Genomic DNA, 15,932 nt, shown 5'->3' with positions numbered 1-15,932 from the left:
GTGCTCCCCGCGCGAGTGGGGGTGGTCCTCGTTCGGAATGGTGTTCTCGTTCGGGGTGACGGTGCTCCCCGCGCGAGCGGGGGTGGTCCGGGCCTGGACAACGCGTGCCTGGCGGTCACCGCGTGCTCCCCGCGCGAGCGGGGGTGGTCCCGACGTGATGGACGACGTGGTAGACGACTCGACGTGCTCCCCGCGCGAGCGGGGGTGGTCCGCCACCCCGGGCGAGCCCTGCCGACGCCCCAGCGTGCTCCCCGCGCGAGCGGGGGTGGTCCCTGCGCGCCGAGCTGGACCAAGTGCTCGGGCCGGTGCTCCCCGTGCGAGCGGGGGTGGTCTTGACCTGCGCGTACATGGCGGTGTTGGCGACGCGTGCTCCCCTCACGAGCGGGGGTGGTCCCCCGATCGCGACGGCGTCGCCGGGGCGCAACGGGTGGTCCCTGTGCGAACGGGAGGTGGTCCCAGGCCGTGCGGCGGGCGCTGCGCGCACAGGTGGTGCTCCCCTCACGAGCGGGGGCCGGTCCCCGGCCAACGTGCTCGTGCGGTACGACCCCTCGGTGCTCCCCGCGCGAGTGGGGATGGTCCTTCGAAGCGGCCCAGATCCGCCGCACCCGGCCCACGGTCTTCTCTCCCTCGGCGCCACGCCGCACCCGGCGGGGCAGGTCGTCCACGGTCCACTGTGCCTGTGGCGGATATCGGGAGCCGTCGCGGGCGATGGCGTGGCCGACTGCCTCCGGTGGGGGCTGCGGCACTCGTCCCACACCGGTTTCGGTGCCTGGACAAGGTCAGGTCGCCGCCGAAGTATCCGCGCCGGCACGGCCGCCGGTGGCGCGGTGCCCGTGAACTCGGGCCTGCGCAACTCGGCCAGCGCCTCCCGCGATGCCGCGAACGCACCGAGCAGTGCGGCGAAAGGTTCTCGGATCGAAGTCGTCCTCGGCTACCAATACGGACCACTGGTCGGCCTGGTCGTCTCGTATTGAACCGCACAGGGCCTTCAGCAGCCCGGTGCAGGCATCTGATGTGCTCACCGGATCCGTTGACCGAGGTGGACCAGGCCGCAAGCCCACGCGATGAAACGCCGCAGGTGACAGTCCACGGGCAGCACCATCACCTGATCGGCGTGACCGCACCGAGCCAAAGCTCCCCCGGCGGCCAGAGCCTGGCAGTGAAGGACCTGGTGCCGGCCGGGACGGCTGTCGGCTCCCTATGCCACGCTCACACGGGAAGGAGGGGCCGATGGCGTCAACCCGGGAAGTGGCCGCACAGATCCGGGCCGCGTGTACGAAGGGCTAGCGGGCGCGAGCCGCGCTGGAACAGGCCGAAGACCTCGCCAGGGAAGCGCACGACATCCTGGCCCGTGCGCTGGAGGGCGCGCGCCGGCTCGAAGCGGACGGGGCACGGGTGCTCTCCGTGTTCAGCGGAGTGGCGGACGCCTGTAAGGGCCACTACTGGCCACTGCTCAACGAAGCCGTCAAAGACGCCTACAGCTACGCGGACCATCTGACAGCGAAGGGCACCACCGACCCGGCCCCGGCCATCCAGCGGCCCGCGCAACCCCCGATACAACACCCTCCAATCCGTCAGATCGCGCCCGACGACCCGGCCGTGGTGCCGCGTGAACGGGTGGAGGCGATCCGCCGCACCCTGCCACCACCGGTGGTGCCCCGGACGGGACAGAAGACTGTGGGCCAATGGATCGGCCCCGACGGCGACGTCGAGTCGATCACAAGCGGTTTCGATCAGCGTTCGGCATTGGTGCAGGGGCAGCTGGCGCGGATGGGACTGTCAGAAGGCTCGGCCCGGTCCGGCGACGTGGAGCAGAAGCTGGCCGCCCACATGGCAGCCCACGGCATCCGTCACGCCACCGTGATCATCAACAACGTACCCTGCCGCCAGGGCCCGGACAGCTGTGACGCCCTCGTCCCGATCCTGCTGCCGGAGGGCTACTCGCTCACCGTGCACGGACAGAACACCAACGGAACCCGCACCCGCATCCGATACACAGGAGGAGCACAACCGTGGTGGCGCTAACGGCCTCGTTCGACGCGGACAGCGAACAGGCGACGACCGTGGAGACCGCGGCCGAACTGGACGCCGTGTTGGACACCGTGGCCGGGTGGGAAGGCCGGATCATCGTCCAACTCCGGATCGCCCGCCCCGTGGACACGACCGCACGCCGCCTGGGGCTGTACGTCGGTGTCCACGGCACGGCGGGCACAGGAACACTCCTGCACACATCACCGGCCGGAGTCGTGTTCAGCAAAGCCACACCCGGCCCGGATTGGATCCCCGCCGAACGAATCCTCTACTACTACCTGAACAACGACACGGAATACCCACAGGACTCGGAAATTCCACTGGACACGGTCCGGAGCGCAACTCACGAGTACATGAACAACGGAGGGCACCGCCCGGACGGACCCACATGGCAGTCACCACCCGAGTGGTACCCCACTGCCCACTAACCCGGCCCGGCCCGGCCCGGCGAGTAACCACCAGGCCCGCCCACACGTCTCCGAGTACACCTGCCCGCCCAAGACCGGCACATGAAGCCCGGAAGCCCCGACACGCGACAGGGCCCCTGGACGTTCCCACGGGCTCATCATGAGCTCTGCGACATTCCCACCGCCGATCAGGCAACCGCCATTTCTTACCACGCAAGCCGGGACAGCCCGGCGGGAAGGCGACCGGTGACAGCCAGCGACCTGGGCTCCCCGCGCGAGCGAGCGAGGGTCCTCAGGCAACGGAACGGCGGGTTCCCGTGTGAGCAGGAGCGACCCATACAACGTCCTGGCCACCACCAACGCAGCCGCGCGCTCCCTACATCGTCGGCGTCTCGTCTTCGGGAGAATCAGACGACCACCGATATACGAGACTGCAAAGAACCGAATGAAAAAACGTACCTTGGCTTGTAAAGTCCCTGGTCAAGAAGTGTGCTCCCCGCGCGAGCGGGGGTGGTCCCTGGCCAACCCGCGCGTGCTCGCCAACCCGTTCGTGCTCCCCGCGCGAGCGGGGGTGGTCCCACGCCGGTGATGCTGATCGCGCGCTGGTGGGTGTGCTCCCCGCGCGAGCGGGGGTGGTCCCATCAGGGCGCCCGCGGGCACGGTCCGCCACGCGTGCTCCCCGCGCGAGCGGGGGTGGTCCGTCATGTGGAAACTGTAAGGGTTCGGGAAAAGTGTGCTCCCCGCGCGAGCGGGGGTGGTCCCTCCGAGAGGGCCTGGTGCTTGCGGAAGAGCTGGTGCTCCCCGCGCGAGCGGGGGTGGTCCCATCGCGGCCACCGCGTGCAGGCTCATCAGCACGTGCTCCCCGCGCGAGCGGGGGTGGTCCCCCGACCGGCCACCGGGTGCTGGTGTTGGACTGGTGCTCCCCGCGTGAGCGGGGGTGGTCCGCCGTGTTCGGTGCGGATGATGCGCGAGGTGTCGTGCTCCCCGCGCGAGCGGGGGTGGTCCCCAATTCAGATTCGGCACGATGCCCTGGAACGGATGCTTCCCACGCGAGTGGGTGGTCATGGGCGAAGGGCTGATCAGGCCAACCGCAGACGTGCCGTGCATGCCCTGGCCAAGGGGACCACCAGTTGCTCGACGACTACGCGCTCATGCTGGCCATAGCGGGTGTCAAAGACCCCATGGCCGCCACTGGACGGTTGTGGACCGCTTGCCGTCGGTGGCGATCAGGTCGCGGGCCGCGGTGATCACGTCGGCCAGGGGCAGTTCGGCGTAGGCGGGCCATTCCCGCGTGTGGGCCTGGTGGTCGTAGAGGACCGGTTCGCCGTCGGGATCTCCACCGTTGGTGGTGATGTAGGAGCCGCTGTCATCGGCGTGGGCGATGAAGCCGCGGTCGTGGGCGATGCCCAGCCGGATGGCCACCCAGCCCTCGGCCCACGGGTCGGGCCGGGCCAGCTCGACCATGGGGGGGACCAGGCCCTCCTGCGCGGCGAAGTCGGCGGCCATGCGGTCCAGCAGCGCGTCGAGATCGGCCACGCTCGCGATCGGAGTCGGCTCCTCGCCCTGCTTGTACCAGGCCATCAACGACGCCACGGCGGCTTTCCTCCGGTGAACTTCTTGTAGTACCCGTCCGGGCCGTGCACGGTGAGCGTGTAGCCGTCGGGCAGCACTGCGGGCAACAGGCTGTCACACCCGAACGGGCCTTCGCCGGGTAGCGGGGACGCATTACTGCGTCCCCGCCCCCTCAGAACCGGACTTGCGACTTTCACCGCATCCGGCTCAAGCAAGCCCTGAAGGCGACTGGGCGGATACTTGGACCTACTGGCGGAACCTTGTCCGGCAGTAGGCGTGTACTAGACGGATCGGACCCGCGTTCGGCAAATCCGGTGATCGCGTGACGATGCGGTTTGACACCATCGCCTTCTTGACCACTCGCAACCATTGCTCCCACTCTTGCGGGCTCTCCGGTTGCCGGTCGGCATGGAGCAAGTAGTCACCGCACACCCAGCACATACCCTGCTGTTTCCTCAGCAGTCGCAGGGTCGTGTTGTCGACAGGTGCGAATCTCCTGCGGCGGCGTCCTGCCCAATAATCCGCCAGCGTGGCGTCGTCCACTGACGACGTGCCCGTGACCATGACGTGCCGAACGATCTTAGTCCAGCCGAAGCGGTGGAGGTAGGCGCCAGTTTCGCGGTCGCCGAACACCCATTTATCGTTCCTGGACATGTTGAAACGCCCGAAGTAACGTGAAACGATCCACCGCCTGGACTTGTTGGGATGACGGTGCAGCCCCCACCGGTAAAGCAGGTGGAACAAGTAGGCATCCAAGTCCTGGAAAACCTTCTTGGATACCACCGTGCGATAGTAGGCCGCCCAGCCACGCACGATCGGATTGAGCGTGCGCAGCAGCGCCGCGACCGCGTTCCCGCGATGGGCACGGATTTCGGCGCGTAGCCGTCGCTTGATCCTGGAGATCGCGTCGCGGCTCGGCTTGATGAGCAGTTTCCCGTCGTAGCGACGGATGTTGAAGCCGAGGAAGTCGTACCCCTCGCCGATATGGACGATTCGAGTCTTGTCCTCGTTGAAGGTCAACCCTCTCGGTTTCAGCCACTCACCGAGCCGTGCTTTGACTTCCTCGGCCTGCTGTTCCGTACGACACAGCACGACCATGTCATCGGCGTAACGCACCAGCAACGGAGAGTCCGGAGCGGTAATACCGTCCCGACCGAGCGAGGTCCGGTAACGTACGCCCGCGGCGACCTCCATCCCATGCAGCGCAATGTTCAACAGCAACGGACTTATCACTCCGCCCTGCGGAGTCCCCTCCACGGAAGGAAGAAACCGACCTCCGTCGACCGCACCAGCCTTGAGCCATTGCCGAATCAGCCCACGCCCGGGGGCGGCTCCGAGCACATCCAGCAGATGGTCGTGATCGATCCGATCGAACGCCGCCGCCAGATCCGCGTCGAGAATCCACTGCCGTCGCGGGGTACCACCCCGGGACGAGCCGAAGATCTGCCCGATCGCGTCATGACAGCCACGCCCCGGCCGAAACCCGTACGACCTGGGTTCGAACCGGGCCTCCCATTCAGGTTCCAAGGCGTTGACCATACGTGCTTGCAGCACACGATCCACCACCACCGGAATACCCAACGGGCGCTGTTTCCCATTGGCTTTGGGGATGTACACCCGCCGTACCGGCTTTGCCCGCCACGGCCGGATCTGGTGGTGAACCCACCAGAGCAACATGGCGCGCTGGTCATCGAAGGCCACGACCCTGCCATCGATGCCCGCCGTCCGGCGGCCAGCATTGATTTGCGTTACCCGCCGTACACTGACCAGTGTGTTGCAACGGCTACGCAGCATCATCTTCTGAAGATTTCGCACCTTCTTCAGATCTCCCGCCTTGCTCGCCGTGAAGATGCGTTGCCGCAATCGCCGTACCTGCTCCTCGGCGGCCGGGAAGTCAACCCCGCCCCAGTCGAGACAGCCGTCCTCCGGTCCGTTCGCCACCGCCGAGGCGGTCGCGTCTAACTTGTCCTTCGGTTCCGGCACTGCGGTCACACCATCCTGCACAGGCCCATCTGACCCACGTCAGCTCCCTTTCGGGCCGGGCACAGGCCCGTATCCAGCCAGTTATCCGCACACCCCGGCGTCGGAGGTGCCGAGAGAGCGTGCACGGTTTCCTGTTTCCTTTCGGCTGCTGGCATTCGCTTCCTGGATCATCCCGATCCCGCCGAGGAACTCAGCCTTCCTTGCAGTCGGCCTACCACGAACCACCAGGCTCGTGGACCTCGTCGGGGTTACCACGTTCCGCATGCTTGAGATACGGCCGGGGTGGGTGCCCCCTGTACCGCGGGACGGTGGTGTCCATCCGGTCGGCCCTTGCTCCCCGACCGGCACCTGCCGCTTCTCAACGGCCAGTCCTCTACCCCGCTGAAACTACCCATCGACGGGGGTCCACGTAACGCGGCATCACTGGGGGTTCACTGCATTCACCCGTCCGGCCTTCCCCTTGCCCGTAGTCCCCGGATGGAGCGGGAACCCTTCGGCTTTCATTCGAGCTTCGCACCCTGCCGTTACCGGCAACGCACGTCGAAAGCGGGGACAGGCTCACAGACACAAGCCCGGGATCACACCTCCGATACCATCGGACCTCCAATTCGGTGGATCCACTCATCGCATGCGACCTCGTGTCGCAAGCACGGCGCGTAGTTCAAGACCAGCGTCAGGTGATGCAGCGCGGGATCGGCGGGGCCTTGCTCCCGCATCCGCGCGGCCAGTTTCAGCTCCACGTCCGCATCGGTGACCACGGGCAACCTCGGGCATCCCTCGTCGGCCAACGCGGTGTTGACCTTCGGTGTCCACTCGTCGCGTCCACTGATCTCGCGCTGCGTCGACCCGTCGGGGGCGATCCACCGCCCATGGGTCTTCTGTCCGGTTCCCCCCACCACAGTCGGCGGTAGATCGCGACGCAACTGCTCGATCCGTTCCGGAGCAAGCGGCGGTAGGGCGGCCGGTGGCGCGGCGACGCGAGCCTGGCCTGCCGAAACCGTCGGCGGCTTTCGTGACACAGGCGGCGTGACCGGCGCAATCCGCGAGGGTTCGGCCGCACCCTTCCGAAGCGAGCCGCCCAGTAACCGGGCAAGGTCCATGCCCGTGCCCAGCATTCGCCACAACGCGTTGATCCCCTCAACGACGTTCTGGAAGGTGGCCAAGAGGGCATCCTTATCGCCCGTGGTGCCGCCCTCCAGGGCGATGGTCAGCAGCGTCGATGCCTCCTCGGCCAGGTCCCCGGCACGTCCCAGAGCCTCCTTGCCCTTCGACGCCTTGTCACACGCGGCGGCCACCGCTGCCGTCATCTCGTCCGGTGACGCCAATGCCGCTCCCTCCGCGCCGATGGTGCGGGCGAGGATCGATCGTGCCAGGCACCGGCCTGCGCCGCGGGCCGACAGTGCACCGACTCCACCGCGCCTCGCGTTCACCGAGCCCGCACGAGACACCGGTACCGGTACCTGCACTGCGACCGGTCGAGCACAGCTGGGCCCGCCGCCCGGACCTGGGCACCGCTACGACCACGCCCACGGCTCAACCGCCTTGACCTCAACGGCTCACCGGCTGCCGGTACGTCCATGACACCAGACAACCCGCGGCGGACGGCTCCCGGCTCACCGATCATTCGGGACTCGCCGTGCGCCTGGAGCCGGCCACCACCGGGGCGCTGCTAACGTCGCACCCCGCCACGGCGGCCACGCCTGCCGAGCCGGAACCCGCCCTGTTCGGACCGGCCGGCTGCTCGCTTCCCGGCTGCCACGGCACCCGCCCGTCAGCCGAGACCGCGAGGACCAGCCGCAGCATGTCCGCCTCGACCAGCACCGCCACACCTCGCATCGGTGCCCGCGTCCTTCTCCTGGACCCCACCGACCGCGTGCTGCTCATCCACGCCCTCGACCCCACCGACCCCGACCACCACTGGTGGGAACTGCCCGGCGGCGGCCTCGACCACGGCGAAAACCTCCAGACTGCGGCCCGCCGCGAAGTCGCCGAGGAAACCGGAATCACCCTCCCCACCCTCGGCCGCAAGCTCTGGGTACGCGAATCCCGATTCCGCTACCGAGACCGCGACCACCACCGCATCGAACACGTCTTCCTCGGACACACCCCCAGCACCGCACCGCAGGTCGCACTCCGACCCACCGACAACGAAAAGACCGGACTGATCGAACGCCGCTGGTGGCCAGCCGACGAACTGCGCCAATGCCGCGACAAGCTCCTGCCCACCCAACTGCCCACCCTGCTCGACAACCTACTCGCCGACCGCTTCAGCCCCGAACCCTCATCCTCACCGGCTGACCCCGCCGGCGTGTGGTGGATGTCCGCTGACGCCGCTGGTGAAGCTGCATCTCGTCCTGCGCGCCGCCATCGGCGACGTGTGAGGGTTCGGCAACTCACCCACGGCCGGGTTCCGGGCCCGCATCAACCTGCGCTACCCCAACGCCACCGACCCGCCGAACCGTCGCACAAGCTGTGAAAGCCCACAGCGGCCACACCAGCAACGTCACCGTGTCATCGGTGTGGCTCAACGATCTCGATCAGGGCCACAAGGCACACGAGTGGGCCAGCGTCGCGTCGGTGCCGCTCGGGCACCGACGCCTCAGCCCACGGGTGACCGCTGCGAGGCGTCATCGGGGGGTGTCAGGGGCGGGGCGTCGGTCGCCCTGTCGGCGGCGCGGGTCCGGTGGCACGGCGTTCGGGCCGGTGGAGCCGTCGTTGTGCGGGTGGGCCGATGCCGGTCAGGTGAATTCCGCCGCCGCCGGCTGGCGCAGCGGCGGGGCGGTGCCACGCTGTGCGCCATCGACTGGCGGCCGGACCGGGAGGTGCCTGCGGTGGTGACGCCCGAGGTGCGGCAGCCCGACGACCCCGCGTCGCAGGACCCGTCGCCCGAGGCGGGCGGCGACGGCCCGGCGCGGGTCCGCAACACGGTGTCGGGGAGCGTGGGCGTGGTGGTGCAGGCCGGTGTGGTGCATGGTGACGTGTCGCTGCACGCCGCGCCGCTGCCGCCCGCGCCGGTGCAGGCCCCACGATCCCGACACGGCAGTGGCGACACGACCTGGCGCAGTGGGAACAGCGGCGACGCACGCGAACCGACGCACTACCCCTACAACGGTGCGTGGTGACGCTCAACGCCCCGGAGTTGGCCGAGCAGTCCCTGCTGGGAGTGGAGGAGTTCGCCGAGCAGGCCGGGATCGCGGCCTCGACGCTGCGCGCCTACATCGCCCGCGACGAGGCGGACGTGCCACTGCCCCAGGCGGTCCAGGGCGGGCGCAAGCAGTGGGCGCGGCCCGTGGTGCAGGACTGGCTCGAACAGCGCCGCCGGGATCCCTCCACCTTGGTCACGGTGCTCACCGGGACACCGACAGCACGCTCGCGCCCGGTCTGCGTCGGCTGTGGACGCAGTTGACCAAGTTCCTGTTCGAGCACCTGTGGGGCCAGCCCGCCTCCCGTCGCCGTTGGTCACGACCTCACCGCACGGAGCAGTCGGTGCACGCGGTGGCCAAACAGATCGCCTGGATCGCCGCGGCGAACATGGAGGCGACCGTGCCGTTCGAGGACTTGGCCTCGGTGATCGAACAGGCGGTGTTGGCGGACCTGCGAGGGTGCTGGGCCCAGGATCCCTCCCCCTACATGGTCGCCCTGTCGCGACCGACCGGACGGATCCTGGGCTGGTTCATCGAGTACAAGCCCTCCCGCGCGCCTGCCCTGTTCGGCGGCATCGTGCGCCAGGCGCGGCACCTGTTCGACATGCCCCAGGAGGTGCTGGAGAGGGCACTGATCAGGGCCGTGGTCATGGACGGAGAGGTGGAGGACGGAGAGGAACGAGTGCGGGAGTTCTTCGCGGTGGCCTTCCCGCCGGCGAAGTAGCCGAACCGGGCCCGTGACGACCTGTCGTCCAGCCGGAGACGGCTTCGTCGCGGTGAGCAGAAACGGCGCAACGCGCAGACATCCGGAATATCACCCCTTCGTCCACAACCAGGAGATCCAGATGTTCCGCACTCACCAGCCCGCGCAGGAGACCGAGTCGGCTGTCCCGGAGTCTGCGCGGCTGCTCACGCCGCGCGGCGCGTTGATCCTGCTGCTGGCGGTGCTCGTCGGTATCGGTGCCGGCGTGCTCGCCGCGATGGCCGGACGGCACCCGGCCGAGGCCGTCCTGGCCGGAGTCGCCGCGTCCGCCGCGGCGGTGATGTTCTTCGACCGGCTCGTCGACCACGGTTGATCCTCGTGGTCGGTCCTCCCGGCCGGACCGGTATGCCCACACGGTCCGGCCGGGACGAACGGGCGAGCCGGCCACCGGGAAACACGGTGGCCGCGGGACCGGAAAGAAGGTCGATCACCGCGCGGGCGATCCGGTCGGGAGGTCGAGCCGGTGTACCCCGGCCGCGTCGGGTCAGCGGCCGAGGTCCCGGCTCGCGGTGCGGATCAGTCCGGGTCGTGATCCAGTGCGTGGTGTCCCGTGATTTTTTGGTTACCACTGAAATTATCTAGAAAACTAGAGAGCTTGTCGGGCGCTCAGACTGCGGACTAACCGACATGCGCCGGTGTGGCGGTTCCTGCCTGGTACCGGCGGTGCGCAGGATTGAGGCAAGAGCCCGTAGGTGAGCGGGGCGTCCGGCTTACCCGGCGAGGGCGCGCGTAGAACCGAAGCTGAAGTCGGTGACGACGTATCGGTGCTGGGCGAACAGCGCGGCGATCCGCTCGATGGTCGGTGCCATCATGCACGGGAGGACCTCCGTGTGCCGATGGGATGCATCAGATAAATCCACTCCGCCCGGAGGTCCTCCCCTACTTCAACCCGACACGCCGTCAACAACCTGATTAGTCACTACATCTAGCGCGTGCCTGCGGCCAGATGACCGGCGGCGGCGGTCCACCGCTTTCTCCGTTACGCCCACCAGGCTTTTCACCGGCATCGACCACATCCGCTGGTACGACACCGCCGCCGTAGCCGTGGTGAAGCCCCACGAGATTCCGTAGCGTCGGGCGCGTGCCAGACCCGGTGCGCATCGAGATGTCCGGCGAGGCGGCTGCGGTCGTCCAGGCCGGGTCGATCATGGGCGGCGTGCACGTGTCCCTGCACGCGCGGCACGCCGCCCCCTCGCCCGCTCGGCCGATCACCGAATGGCACCCGTTCGACCTGGACGTGCACCGGGCCGTCGTCGTCGGCGGCGCCGGGCTCCCGGCGTACCTGCCTCGCGAGCACGACCAAACGTTGGCCGAGGCGCTCGCGGCGAAGCGCACCGCGATGGTGGTGTTGACCGGCGAGTCGTCCACGGGCAAGACCCGCGCGCTCTACGAGGCAGTCACCGCCGAGCTGGGCACGTGGCCGCTGCTCTACCCCCGCACGGCCGAGCACCTGCTGCACGCGCTGGCGACCGGCGTCGAACCCGGCACGGTCCTGTGGCTCAACGAGACCCAGAACCACCTGCTCGACACCCACGGCGAACGCGCTGCCGCCGCGCTGCGCACGCTGCTCGAACTCCCCGGCCCGTTCGTGGTCGTGGGCACCCTGTGGCCGCAGTACTGGTCGACCCTGACCGGCCCGAACCAGCCCCAGGCCCGCAACCTGCTGCACCACCGCGTCACCCGGATCCGGGTCGCCAAGCGGTTCACCGCCGCGCAGATGGCCGCCGCCCCGACCGACCCCCGGCTGGCCAAGGCCCTCGCCACCGCGCACGACGGCGAAGTCGTCCAAGCAATCGCGGGCGGCCCGGCCGTGGTCGAGCGCTACGACCACCCCGACACCCCGGAAGACCGCTACGCCACCTCCATCCTCACCGCTGCCCTCGACGCGCGCCGCCTGGGCCACCACGCCCTGCTCACCACCGCGCTCCTGACCGCAGCCGCGCCCGGCTACCTGACCGACGACGACCGCATAAACGCACCCGAAACGTGGTTCGAGACCGGCCTGAAAACCGCCACGGCCACCCGACTCGGCGTCGCCGCGCTCATCCCGACACGCCTGGACCCCGGCGTGGACCCACCCGACGGCTACCACGTGCACGACTACCTGGACCGGCACGGCCGGTCCGCTCGCCGGCGTGCCCTCACCCCGGATTCCCTCTGGGACGCCCTCCTGGCCCACACCCAGGACACCGAGGACCGGTTCCGCCTGGCCCGCAACGCCTACCATCGCCTGCGCTACCGCCACGCCGATCCGCTCTACCGCGAGGCCACCGCCACCGGCTCCGCCACGACGGCGCTGCGGATGATGGACGTGCTGATCGCGCATGGCCGCGTGGAGGAGGTCTGCGAACTGCTGGACCGCAAACCGATCCACATCCACGCCCACGAAACCGCCGAGGTGCTGCAACAACCGTGGCTCCCGCGCCGCCGGACGTTCCTGGAGATGATGGAGCGCCGCGGCTCCTGGGCGAGCCTCCTGTTGGCCGACGAACTGGTCGGACTCGGCTCGACCGACGACGCGATCGCGGTGCTGCGGCGGACGTCCAAGGGCCGGCGGCTGGCCGACGTGCTGGCTGACGCCGGGCGGTGGGACGAAGCTTTGGAGATCGTGCGCGCCGAGCCGGCAGGCTGGGCTAGCGCCTGGCTGGCCGAGCGGTTCGCCGCGGCGGGCAACGCCGACCAACTGCGTCGACTCGCGGCGACCGGCGTGCCCGAAGCCGTCGTCAACCTGGCCGCCCACACTCTGGCCACCGACGACCGGGCCGACGCCAAGGCGACAGTGTCGAACTTGGTGCAGGCAGGTCACCCGCCGACGGAACGACTGCTGGTCGCCCTGGTCGACCGGGGCGAGCACGAACTGGCGATCAAGCCGGCCACCGGCGCGGCCGCAGCGGATGCGCTGCTGAGGTCGAAAAACGAGCGCGCAGGAGCCATCCAACTCCTGCGGCGCGATGTGTTCACCAAATCCGACGAATGGCGCGCAGACCGAGTGCAGGAACCGCTGGCGGACCTCTTGGCCGACAAGGGCCGCTGGCCGGAGGCGCTGGAGCTGGAGAAAGGCAAGCCCTGGGCACAGACGTGGATCCCGAAGCGACTGGCCCTGGCGGGCAACCTCGACGCGTTGCGCGAGCTGGCCGACACCGGACTCAGCCACGCCGGCCGGGAACTGGCGGTACTGCTCGCCGAACGCGGCCGGCACGGCGAACTGCTCGAGCGGATCCTGAAGGGCGACGAGCACTGCGCGCAGCGACTTGCCGCCCTCGCCCACCACGGGAAGGTCCCGAACAGCGAGCGGTTGCTTGCCGAAGGGCTATGACATGGCCAGCGACCGGTCTAGGTACCGCCGAAGTACGGGGGTCAACTCGTTCGCCCGCAGCGACGCGAGGTGGTATGCGCCCTGATCGGCGGGAACTCCGTCCTTGACCGTGGACAACTGCGCGTGTCCGGGCCTGTCCAAGACGTCTCAGCTGTCGGGGATGTGCTCCGGGTCGGTCACGTTTCCGCCCTGTGTCCGGCGCAGTGGCGTCCCTTCTCCCTTCCACAGCGCGGCCACCGCCGAGTCGTGTTCCTCCGGCACCACGATCGCGATGTTGTCCGCGTTGAGGGCGGCGGTGGCCCGTGCGACCAGGTCGCCGGGGTCCTGGTCGATCTCGGTCGGATCGACCGCCAGGACCAGCAGCACGGTGCGCGAGCCGCGGCCGATCTCCCCGGTGATCTCGACCCCGAAAGGACGGTCCAGTCTGGCCTTCCTCAACCGCCCGTGCGCGTCGGCGCGCAACTTCACGGCCGCCACGTAGCTCTGGATGATCGGTCTGCTGACCGCGGACGCCGCCCAGTCGGCGATGCGGTTCCCGCTCACGCCGCGACGGATGTCGAAGTCGATGGCGCGGAACAGCTCCGCCCGTGCGTTGACGAGTTCCTGTGCCGCGTGCGGCGTCGCGGGGTCGATGTCCATACCACCACCCTACCGGGCAAACCTTGCCCGGACAAAGTTTGCCCGGTGGTGGTTCCGGCCTGTCCGGTGTCCACCCGGCGCGGCGGGCACCGGCCCTCCTCCGTTCTCAGGGTGCGGTCGCCATCGCCACGACGCCCACCAGCCCCACCGAGCCGCCGGACGAGCCGCGATCCCCGGTTGCATCGGTGTGACCTGCGCGGGTCGGGGCGATGGGCGTTCGTTTCGGGGGTTCAGCCGTGCAGAACGGGGGTGTCGGTGCCGGGTGGTGGTGCCAGCACGAAGCGGTCGCGGCCTGCCTGTTTGGCCGTCTGCTGCGCCGAGTCGGCCATGAGCAGGAGTTGGTCGACGGTGTCGCCGTGTGTGGTGAACAGCGCGGCGCCGAGCGAGGCGGTCAGCCCGTGGACCGGAACCGGGCCTGTCGGGGTGGTCACGGTCAGGTCGACCTCGTGCAGGGCGAGCAGTATCCGGGCGCCGATGTCGTGGACGTCGGCGGCGCCGACGCCAGGGAGCAGCACTGCGAACTCGTCGCCGCCGAACCGGGCGATGAGGTCGTCGTCGCGCAGTTCCCGGCGCAGGACGCCGGCCACCCCGATCAGCAGCTCGTCCCCCGCCGGGTGGCCGAGGCGGTCGTTGACGTCCTTGAAACAGTCGAGGTCGATCATCACCAGGGCGGCCGGCCGGTCCTGCTCGCGCAGCCGGTCCAGCTGCGCGGTCGCCATGTGGGTGAAGAACGTCATCTCCATCAGGCCGGTCTTGGCGTCGGTCTGGGCTCGGCGTTGGAACTGCGGTACGAGGAAGGTGCGGTGCAGGACCGGCACGCTGAACATCTGGATGATCACCAGCCACGGTGTGTGGACCAGCAGCACCGCCACGCCGATGCCCAGCGCCAGCGCGGCCGCCACGATGCGCTGCTCGGCGAGGTCGCCCAACGCCCGGCGCAGCGGCTGTCCGGGGTTGCTCAGCGCGAGCACCACGACCACCAGGGCGTAGTTCACCGACCACCACGCCAGTGCCGCGAGCACCAGCACGAGGACGCCGAGCGGGCCCGCGGGGATACCGGAGGCGTCGGTGCTCCCGACCATCGCGAGCACGGCGGCCCCCGCGCCAGAGGCCAGCACGAAGGTGGCGGCGGTGAAGACCTTCCGGCACGCCGTGGACTGCCCGTCCACGCGGATCCAGGCGTAGAGGAACGTCACCGCCGTCAACGCCGCCACCAGCGGCAACGGCAGCAGCAGAACACCGGTGAAGACCCACAGGCTCTTGAGGTTGACGTAGGGCCTGCCCTGGGTGGCCACTTCGCGCAGCCGCTCGATGCCGCGGGCGGCCTCCAGGTGCACCACGGTGCCCGCCAGCAGCACGCCGAAGCGCACCAGGTCGGTCGGGGTGACCGCGCCGACCACGGTGGTCAACACCACCAGCGCGACCGCGGCGAGGTCGACGAGCAGCACGTAGGCGAGCACCGGCCGGGGTAGAGCCCACAGCCGCCAGGAGGACGGCGGAACCAGGCGCAGGCGCTGACCGGTCGCCCTCCGCTGCGCGGACCCCGCGCTCACACTCATCTGGTCATCCCATACTCGACCCGGCCGCACCTGCGCCTTTCCAGCACGGTAACCGCGGGTCCACCCCACGTCACGGGCCCGTACGGGTGCGGTCTCGACCTGGCCCGGCACAACCGGTAACTGAGGAGCACCCCATGCGCATCACCGCTGGTAACGAGTGGACCCCGACCGTCACGACCGCCGCCGCCCGCGGCAACAAGTGGACCTTCCGCGACGGCAACGAGTGGACCCTACGGGGCAACGAGTGGACGCCCGCGGTCCGGCCCTGATTGGCAGCGCCCAACCGCCGGCGGTCTAACCGCCGGAGCTCGCGCGCCGCCAGGCGAGGGTCGCCAGCAGCGCGCCGAGCACGCCGAGCCCACCGGCGGCCGCGACGACGAACGCCGCGGACGTCGCGGTCGCCGCGAGGCCGGCCAGCACGATGCCCCCGCCCTGGGCGGTGCGCAGCGCGGTGGCCGCCAGCCCCAGGCACTGTCCGCGCTGCTCGTCGGGTGCCGCCTCGGGCCACCACGTGGTGGC

General features: G+C 69.4%; 15 protein-coding genes, 1 pseudogene and 2 CRISPR repeat arrays (1 of these 18 running past the window's edge). Of the genes and pseudogenes, 9 read left to right on the top strand and 7 right to left on the bottom strand.

The genetic code is table 11. The annotated features are described in order from the left end of the window. A CRISPR array of direct repeats spans nucleotides 1-394; the repeat unit is 28 nt; unit sequence GTGCTCCCCGCGCGAGCGGGGGTGGTCC (it extends 183 nt beyond the left edge of the window). 1,010 nt (nucleotides 395-1,404) lie between these two features. Both ACFP3R_RS32080 and ACFP3R_RS32075 read left to right on the top strand, forming a co-directional pair. Further along, complete coding sequence (locus ACFP3R_RS32080) at nucleotides 1,405-2,025, top strand: DddA-like double-stranded DNA deaminase toxin (RefSeq protein ID WP_380641595.1); 621 nt, start codon at nucleotides 1,405-1,407, stop codon at nucleotides 2,023-2,025. After that, on the top strand, nucleotides 2,013-2,459 hold the full coding sequence (locus tag ACFP3R_RS32075; RefSeq protein ID WP_380641593.1) for an Imm1 family immunity protein: 447 nt from the start codon (nucleotides 2,013-2,015) through the stop codon (nucleotides 2,457-2,459). The genes ACFP3R_RS32080 and ACFP3R_RS32075 overlap by 13 nt, the downstream gene beginning before the upstream one ends. Nucleotides 2,460-2,927: 468 nt before the next feature. Beyond that, a CRISPR array of direct repeats spans nucleotides 2,928-3,443; the repeat unit is 28 nt; unit sequence GTGCTCCCCGCGCGAGCGGGGGTGGTCC. 165 nt (nucleotides 3,444-3,608) lie between these two features. Here ACFP3R_RS32075 and ACFP3R_RS32070 read toward each other — a convergent pair. From ACFP3R_RS32070 to ACFP3R_RS32055, 4 genes are all read right to left on the bottom strand, one after another. Continuing rightward, nucleotides 3,609-4,031, bottom strand: a complete 423-nt coding sequence (locus ACFP3R_RS32070) for an Imm1 family immunity protein (protein WP_380641591.1) — start codon at nucleotides 4,029-4,031, stop codon at nucleotides 3,609-3,611. Beyond that, nucleotides 4,019-4,207: a DddA-like double-stranded DNA deaminase toxin gene (locus tag ACFP3R_RS32065; RefSeq protein WP_380641668.1), complete on the bottom strand. Its 189-nt coding sequence runs from the start codon at nucleotides 4,205-4,207 to the stop codon at nucleotides 4,019-4,021. The genes ACFP3R_RS32070 and ACFP3R_RS32065 overlap by 13 nt, the downstream gene beginning before the upstream one ends. A gap of 49 nt (nucleotides 4,208-4,256) precedes the next feature. Beyond that, nucleotides 4,257-6,002, bottom strand: a complete 1,746-nt coding sequence (gene ltrA / locus ACFP3R_RS32060; protein ID WP_380641589.1) for a group II intron reverse transcriptase/maturase — start codon at nucleotides 6,000-6,002, stop codon at nucleotides 4,257-4,259. Between the two features lie 569 nt (nucleotides 6,003-6,571). Beyond that, complete coding sequence (locus ACFP3R_RS32055) at nucleotides 6,572-7,318, bottom strand: DddA-like double-stranded DNA deaminase toxin (RefSeq protein WP_380641587.1); 747 nt, start codon at nucleotides 7,316-7,318, stop codon at nucleotides 6,572-6,574. 476 nt (nucleotides 7,319-7,794) lie between these two features. Between ACFP3R_RS32055 and ACFP3R_RS32050 the strand changes: the two genes are divergently transcribed. The 6 genes from ACFP3R_RS32050 (at nucleotide 7,795) to ACFP3R_RS32025 (ending at nucleotide 13,215) form a co-directional block, all read left to right on the top strand. Further along, a complete protein-coding gene (locus ACFP3R_RS32050; RefSeq protein WP_380641585.1) occupies nucleotides 7,795-8,469 on the top strand; it encodes an NUDIX hydrolase in 675 nt (224 codons plus the stop codon). Nucleotides 8,470-8,824: 355 nt separating this feature from the next. Continuing rightward, nucleotides 8,825-9,115, top strand: a complete 291-nt coding sequence (locus ACFP3R_RS32045) for a hypothetical protein (protein ID WP_380641583.1) — start codon at nucleotides 8,825-8,827, stop codon at nucleotides 9,113-9,115. Beyond that, nucleotides 9,112-9,399, top strand: coding sequence for a hypothetical protein (locus ACFP3R_RS32040; RefSeq protein ID WP_380641581.1), 288 nt, complete (start codon nucleotides 9,112-9,114; stop codon nucleotides 9,397-9,399). Before ACFP3R_RS32045 ends, ACFP3R_RS32040 begins: the two co-directional genes overlap by 4 nt. Then, nucleotides 9,396-9,860, top strand: a complete 465-nt coding sequence (locus ACFP3R_RS32035) for a hypothetical protein (protein ID WP_380641579.1) — start codon at nucleotides 9,396-9,398, stop codon at nucleotides 9,858-9,860. Before ACFP3R_RS32040 ends, ACFP3R_RS32035 begins: the two co-directional genes overlap by 4 nt. 52 nt (nucleotides 9,861-9,912) lie before the next feature. Then, nucleotides 9,913-10,212, top strand: a complete 300-nt coding sequence (locus ACFP3R_RS32030) for a hypothetical protein (RefSeq protein ID WP_380641577.1) — start codon at nucleotides 9,913-9,915, stop codon at nucleotides 10,210-10,212. 768 nt (nucleotides 10,213-10,980) lie between these two features. Next, nucleotides 10,981-13,215 carry a YfgM family protein gene (locus ACFP3R_RS32025; protein ID WP_380641575.1) on the top strand — a complete coding sequence of 745 codons (2,235 nt, stop codon included), beginning with the start codon at nucleotides 10,981-10,983 and terminating at the stop codon, nucleotides 13,213-13,215. A 147-nt stretch (nucleotides 13,216-13,362) separates the two neighbouring features. Here the strand turns inward: ACFP3R_RS32025 and ACFP3R_RS32020 are convergent, their stop codons facing one another. Further along, nucleotides 13,363-13,854, bottom strand: coding sequence for a hypothetical protein (locus tag ACFP3R_RS32020; RefSeq protein WP_380641573.1), 492 nt, complete (start codon nucleotides 13,852-13,854; stop codon nucleotides 13,363-13,365). A 230-nt stretch (nucleotides 13,855-14,084) separates the two neighbouring features. Next, nucleotides 14,085-15,413 (bottom strand): GGDEF domain-containing protein, encoded by a 1,329-nt coding sequence (locus ACFP3R_RS32015; protein ID WP_380641571.1) that lies wholly within the window; start codon nucleotides 15,411-15,413, stop codon nucleotides 14,085-14,087. Between the two features lie 134 nt (nucleotides 15,414-15,547). Here ACFP3R_RS32015 and ACFP3R_RS32010 point away from each other — a divergent pair, with 134 nt between their 5' ends. Further along, a complete protein-coding gene (locus ACFP3R_RS32010; RefSeq protein WP_380641569.1) occupies nucleotides 15,548-15,682 on the top strand; it encodes a hypothetical protein in 135 nt (44 codons plus the stop codon). A gap of 25 nt (nucleotides 15,683-15,707) precedes the next feature. Here the strand turns inward: ACFP3R_RS32010 and ACFP3R_RS32005 are convergent. Beyond that, nucleotides 15,708-15,932 (bottom strand): annotated as a pseudogene (locus ACFP3R_RS32005) (MFS transporter); the annotation flags it as partial.

This window comes from Saccharothrix lopnurensis, from assembly GCF_042658445.1.
GTDB classification, from domain to species: Bacteria; Actinomycetota; Actinomycetes; order Mycobacteriales; family Pseudonocardiaceae; genus Actinosynnema; species Actinosynnema lopnurensis.
Note: the sequence above shows the minus strand (reverse complement) of the source record. Positions and strands in the feature narration are given on the sequence as shown.

Coding starts and splice junctions, on each gene's coding strand:
- ACFP3R_RS32015 (WP_380641571.1), bottom strand. CDS start 15,413: ATGAGTGTGAGCGCGGGGTCCGCGCAGCGGAGGGCGACCGGTCAGCGC.
- ACFP3R_RS32050 (WP_380641585.1), top strand. CDS start 7,795: ATGTCCGCCTCGACCAGCACCGCCACACCTCGCATCGGTGCCCGCGTC.
- ACFP3R_RS32010 (WP_380641569.1), top strand. CDS start 15,548: ATGCGCATCACCGCTGGTAACGAGTGGACCCCGACCGTCACGACCGCC.
- ACFP3R_RS32020 (WP_380641573.1), bottom strand. CDS start 13,854: ATGGACATCGACCCCGCGACGCCGCACGCGGCACAGGAACTCGTCAAC.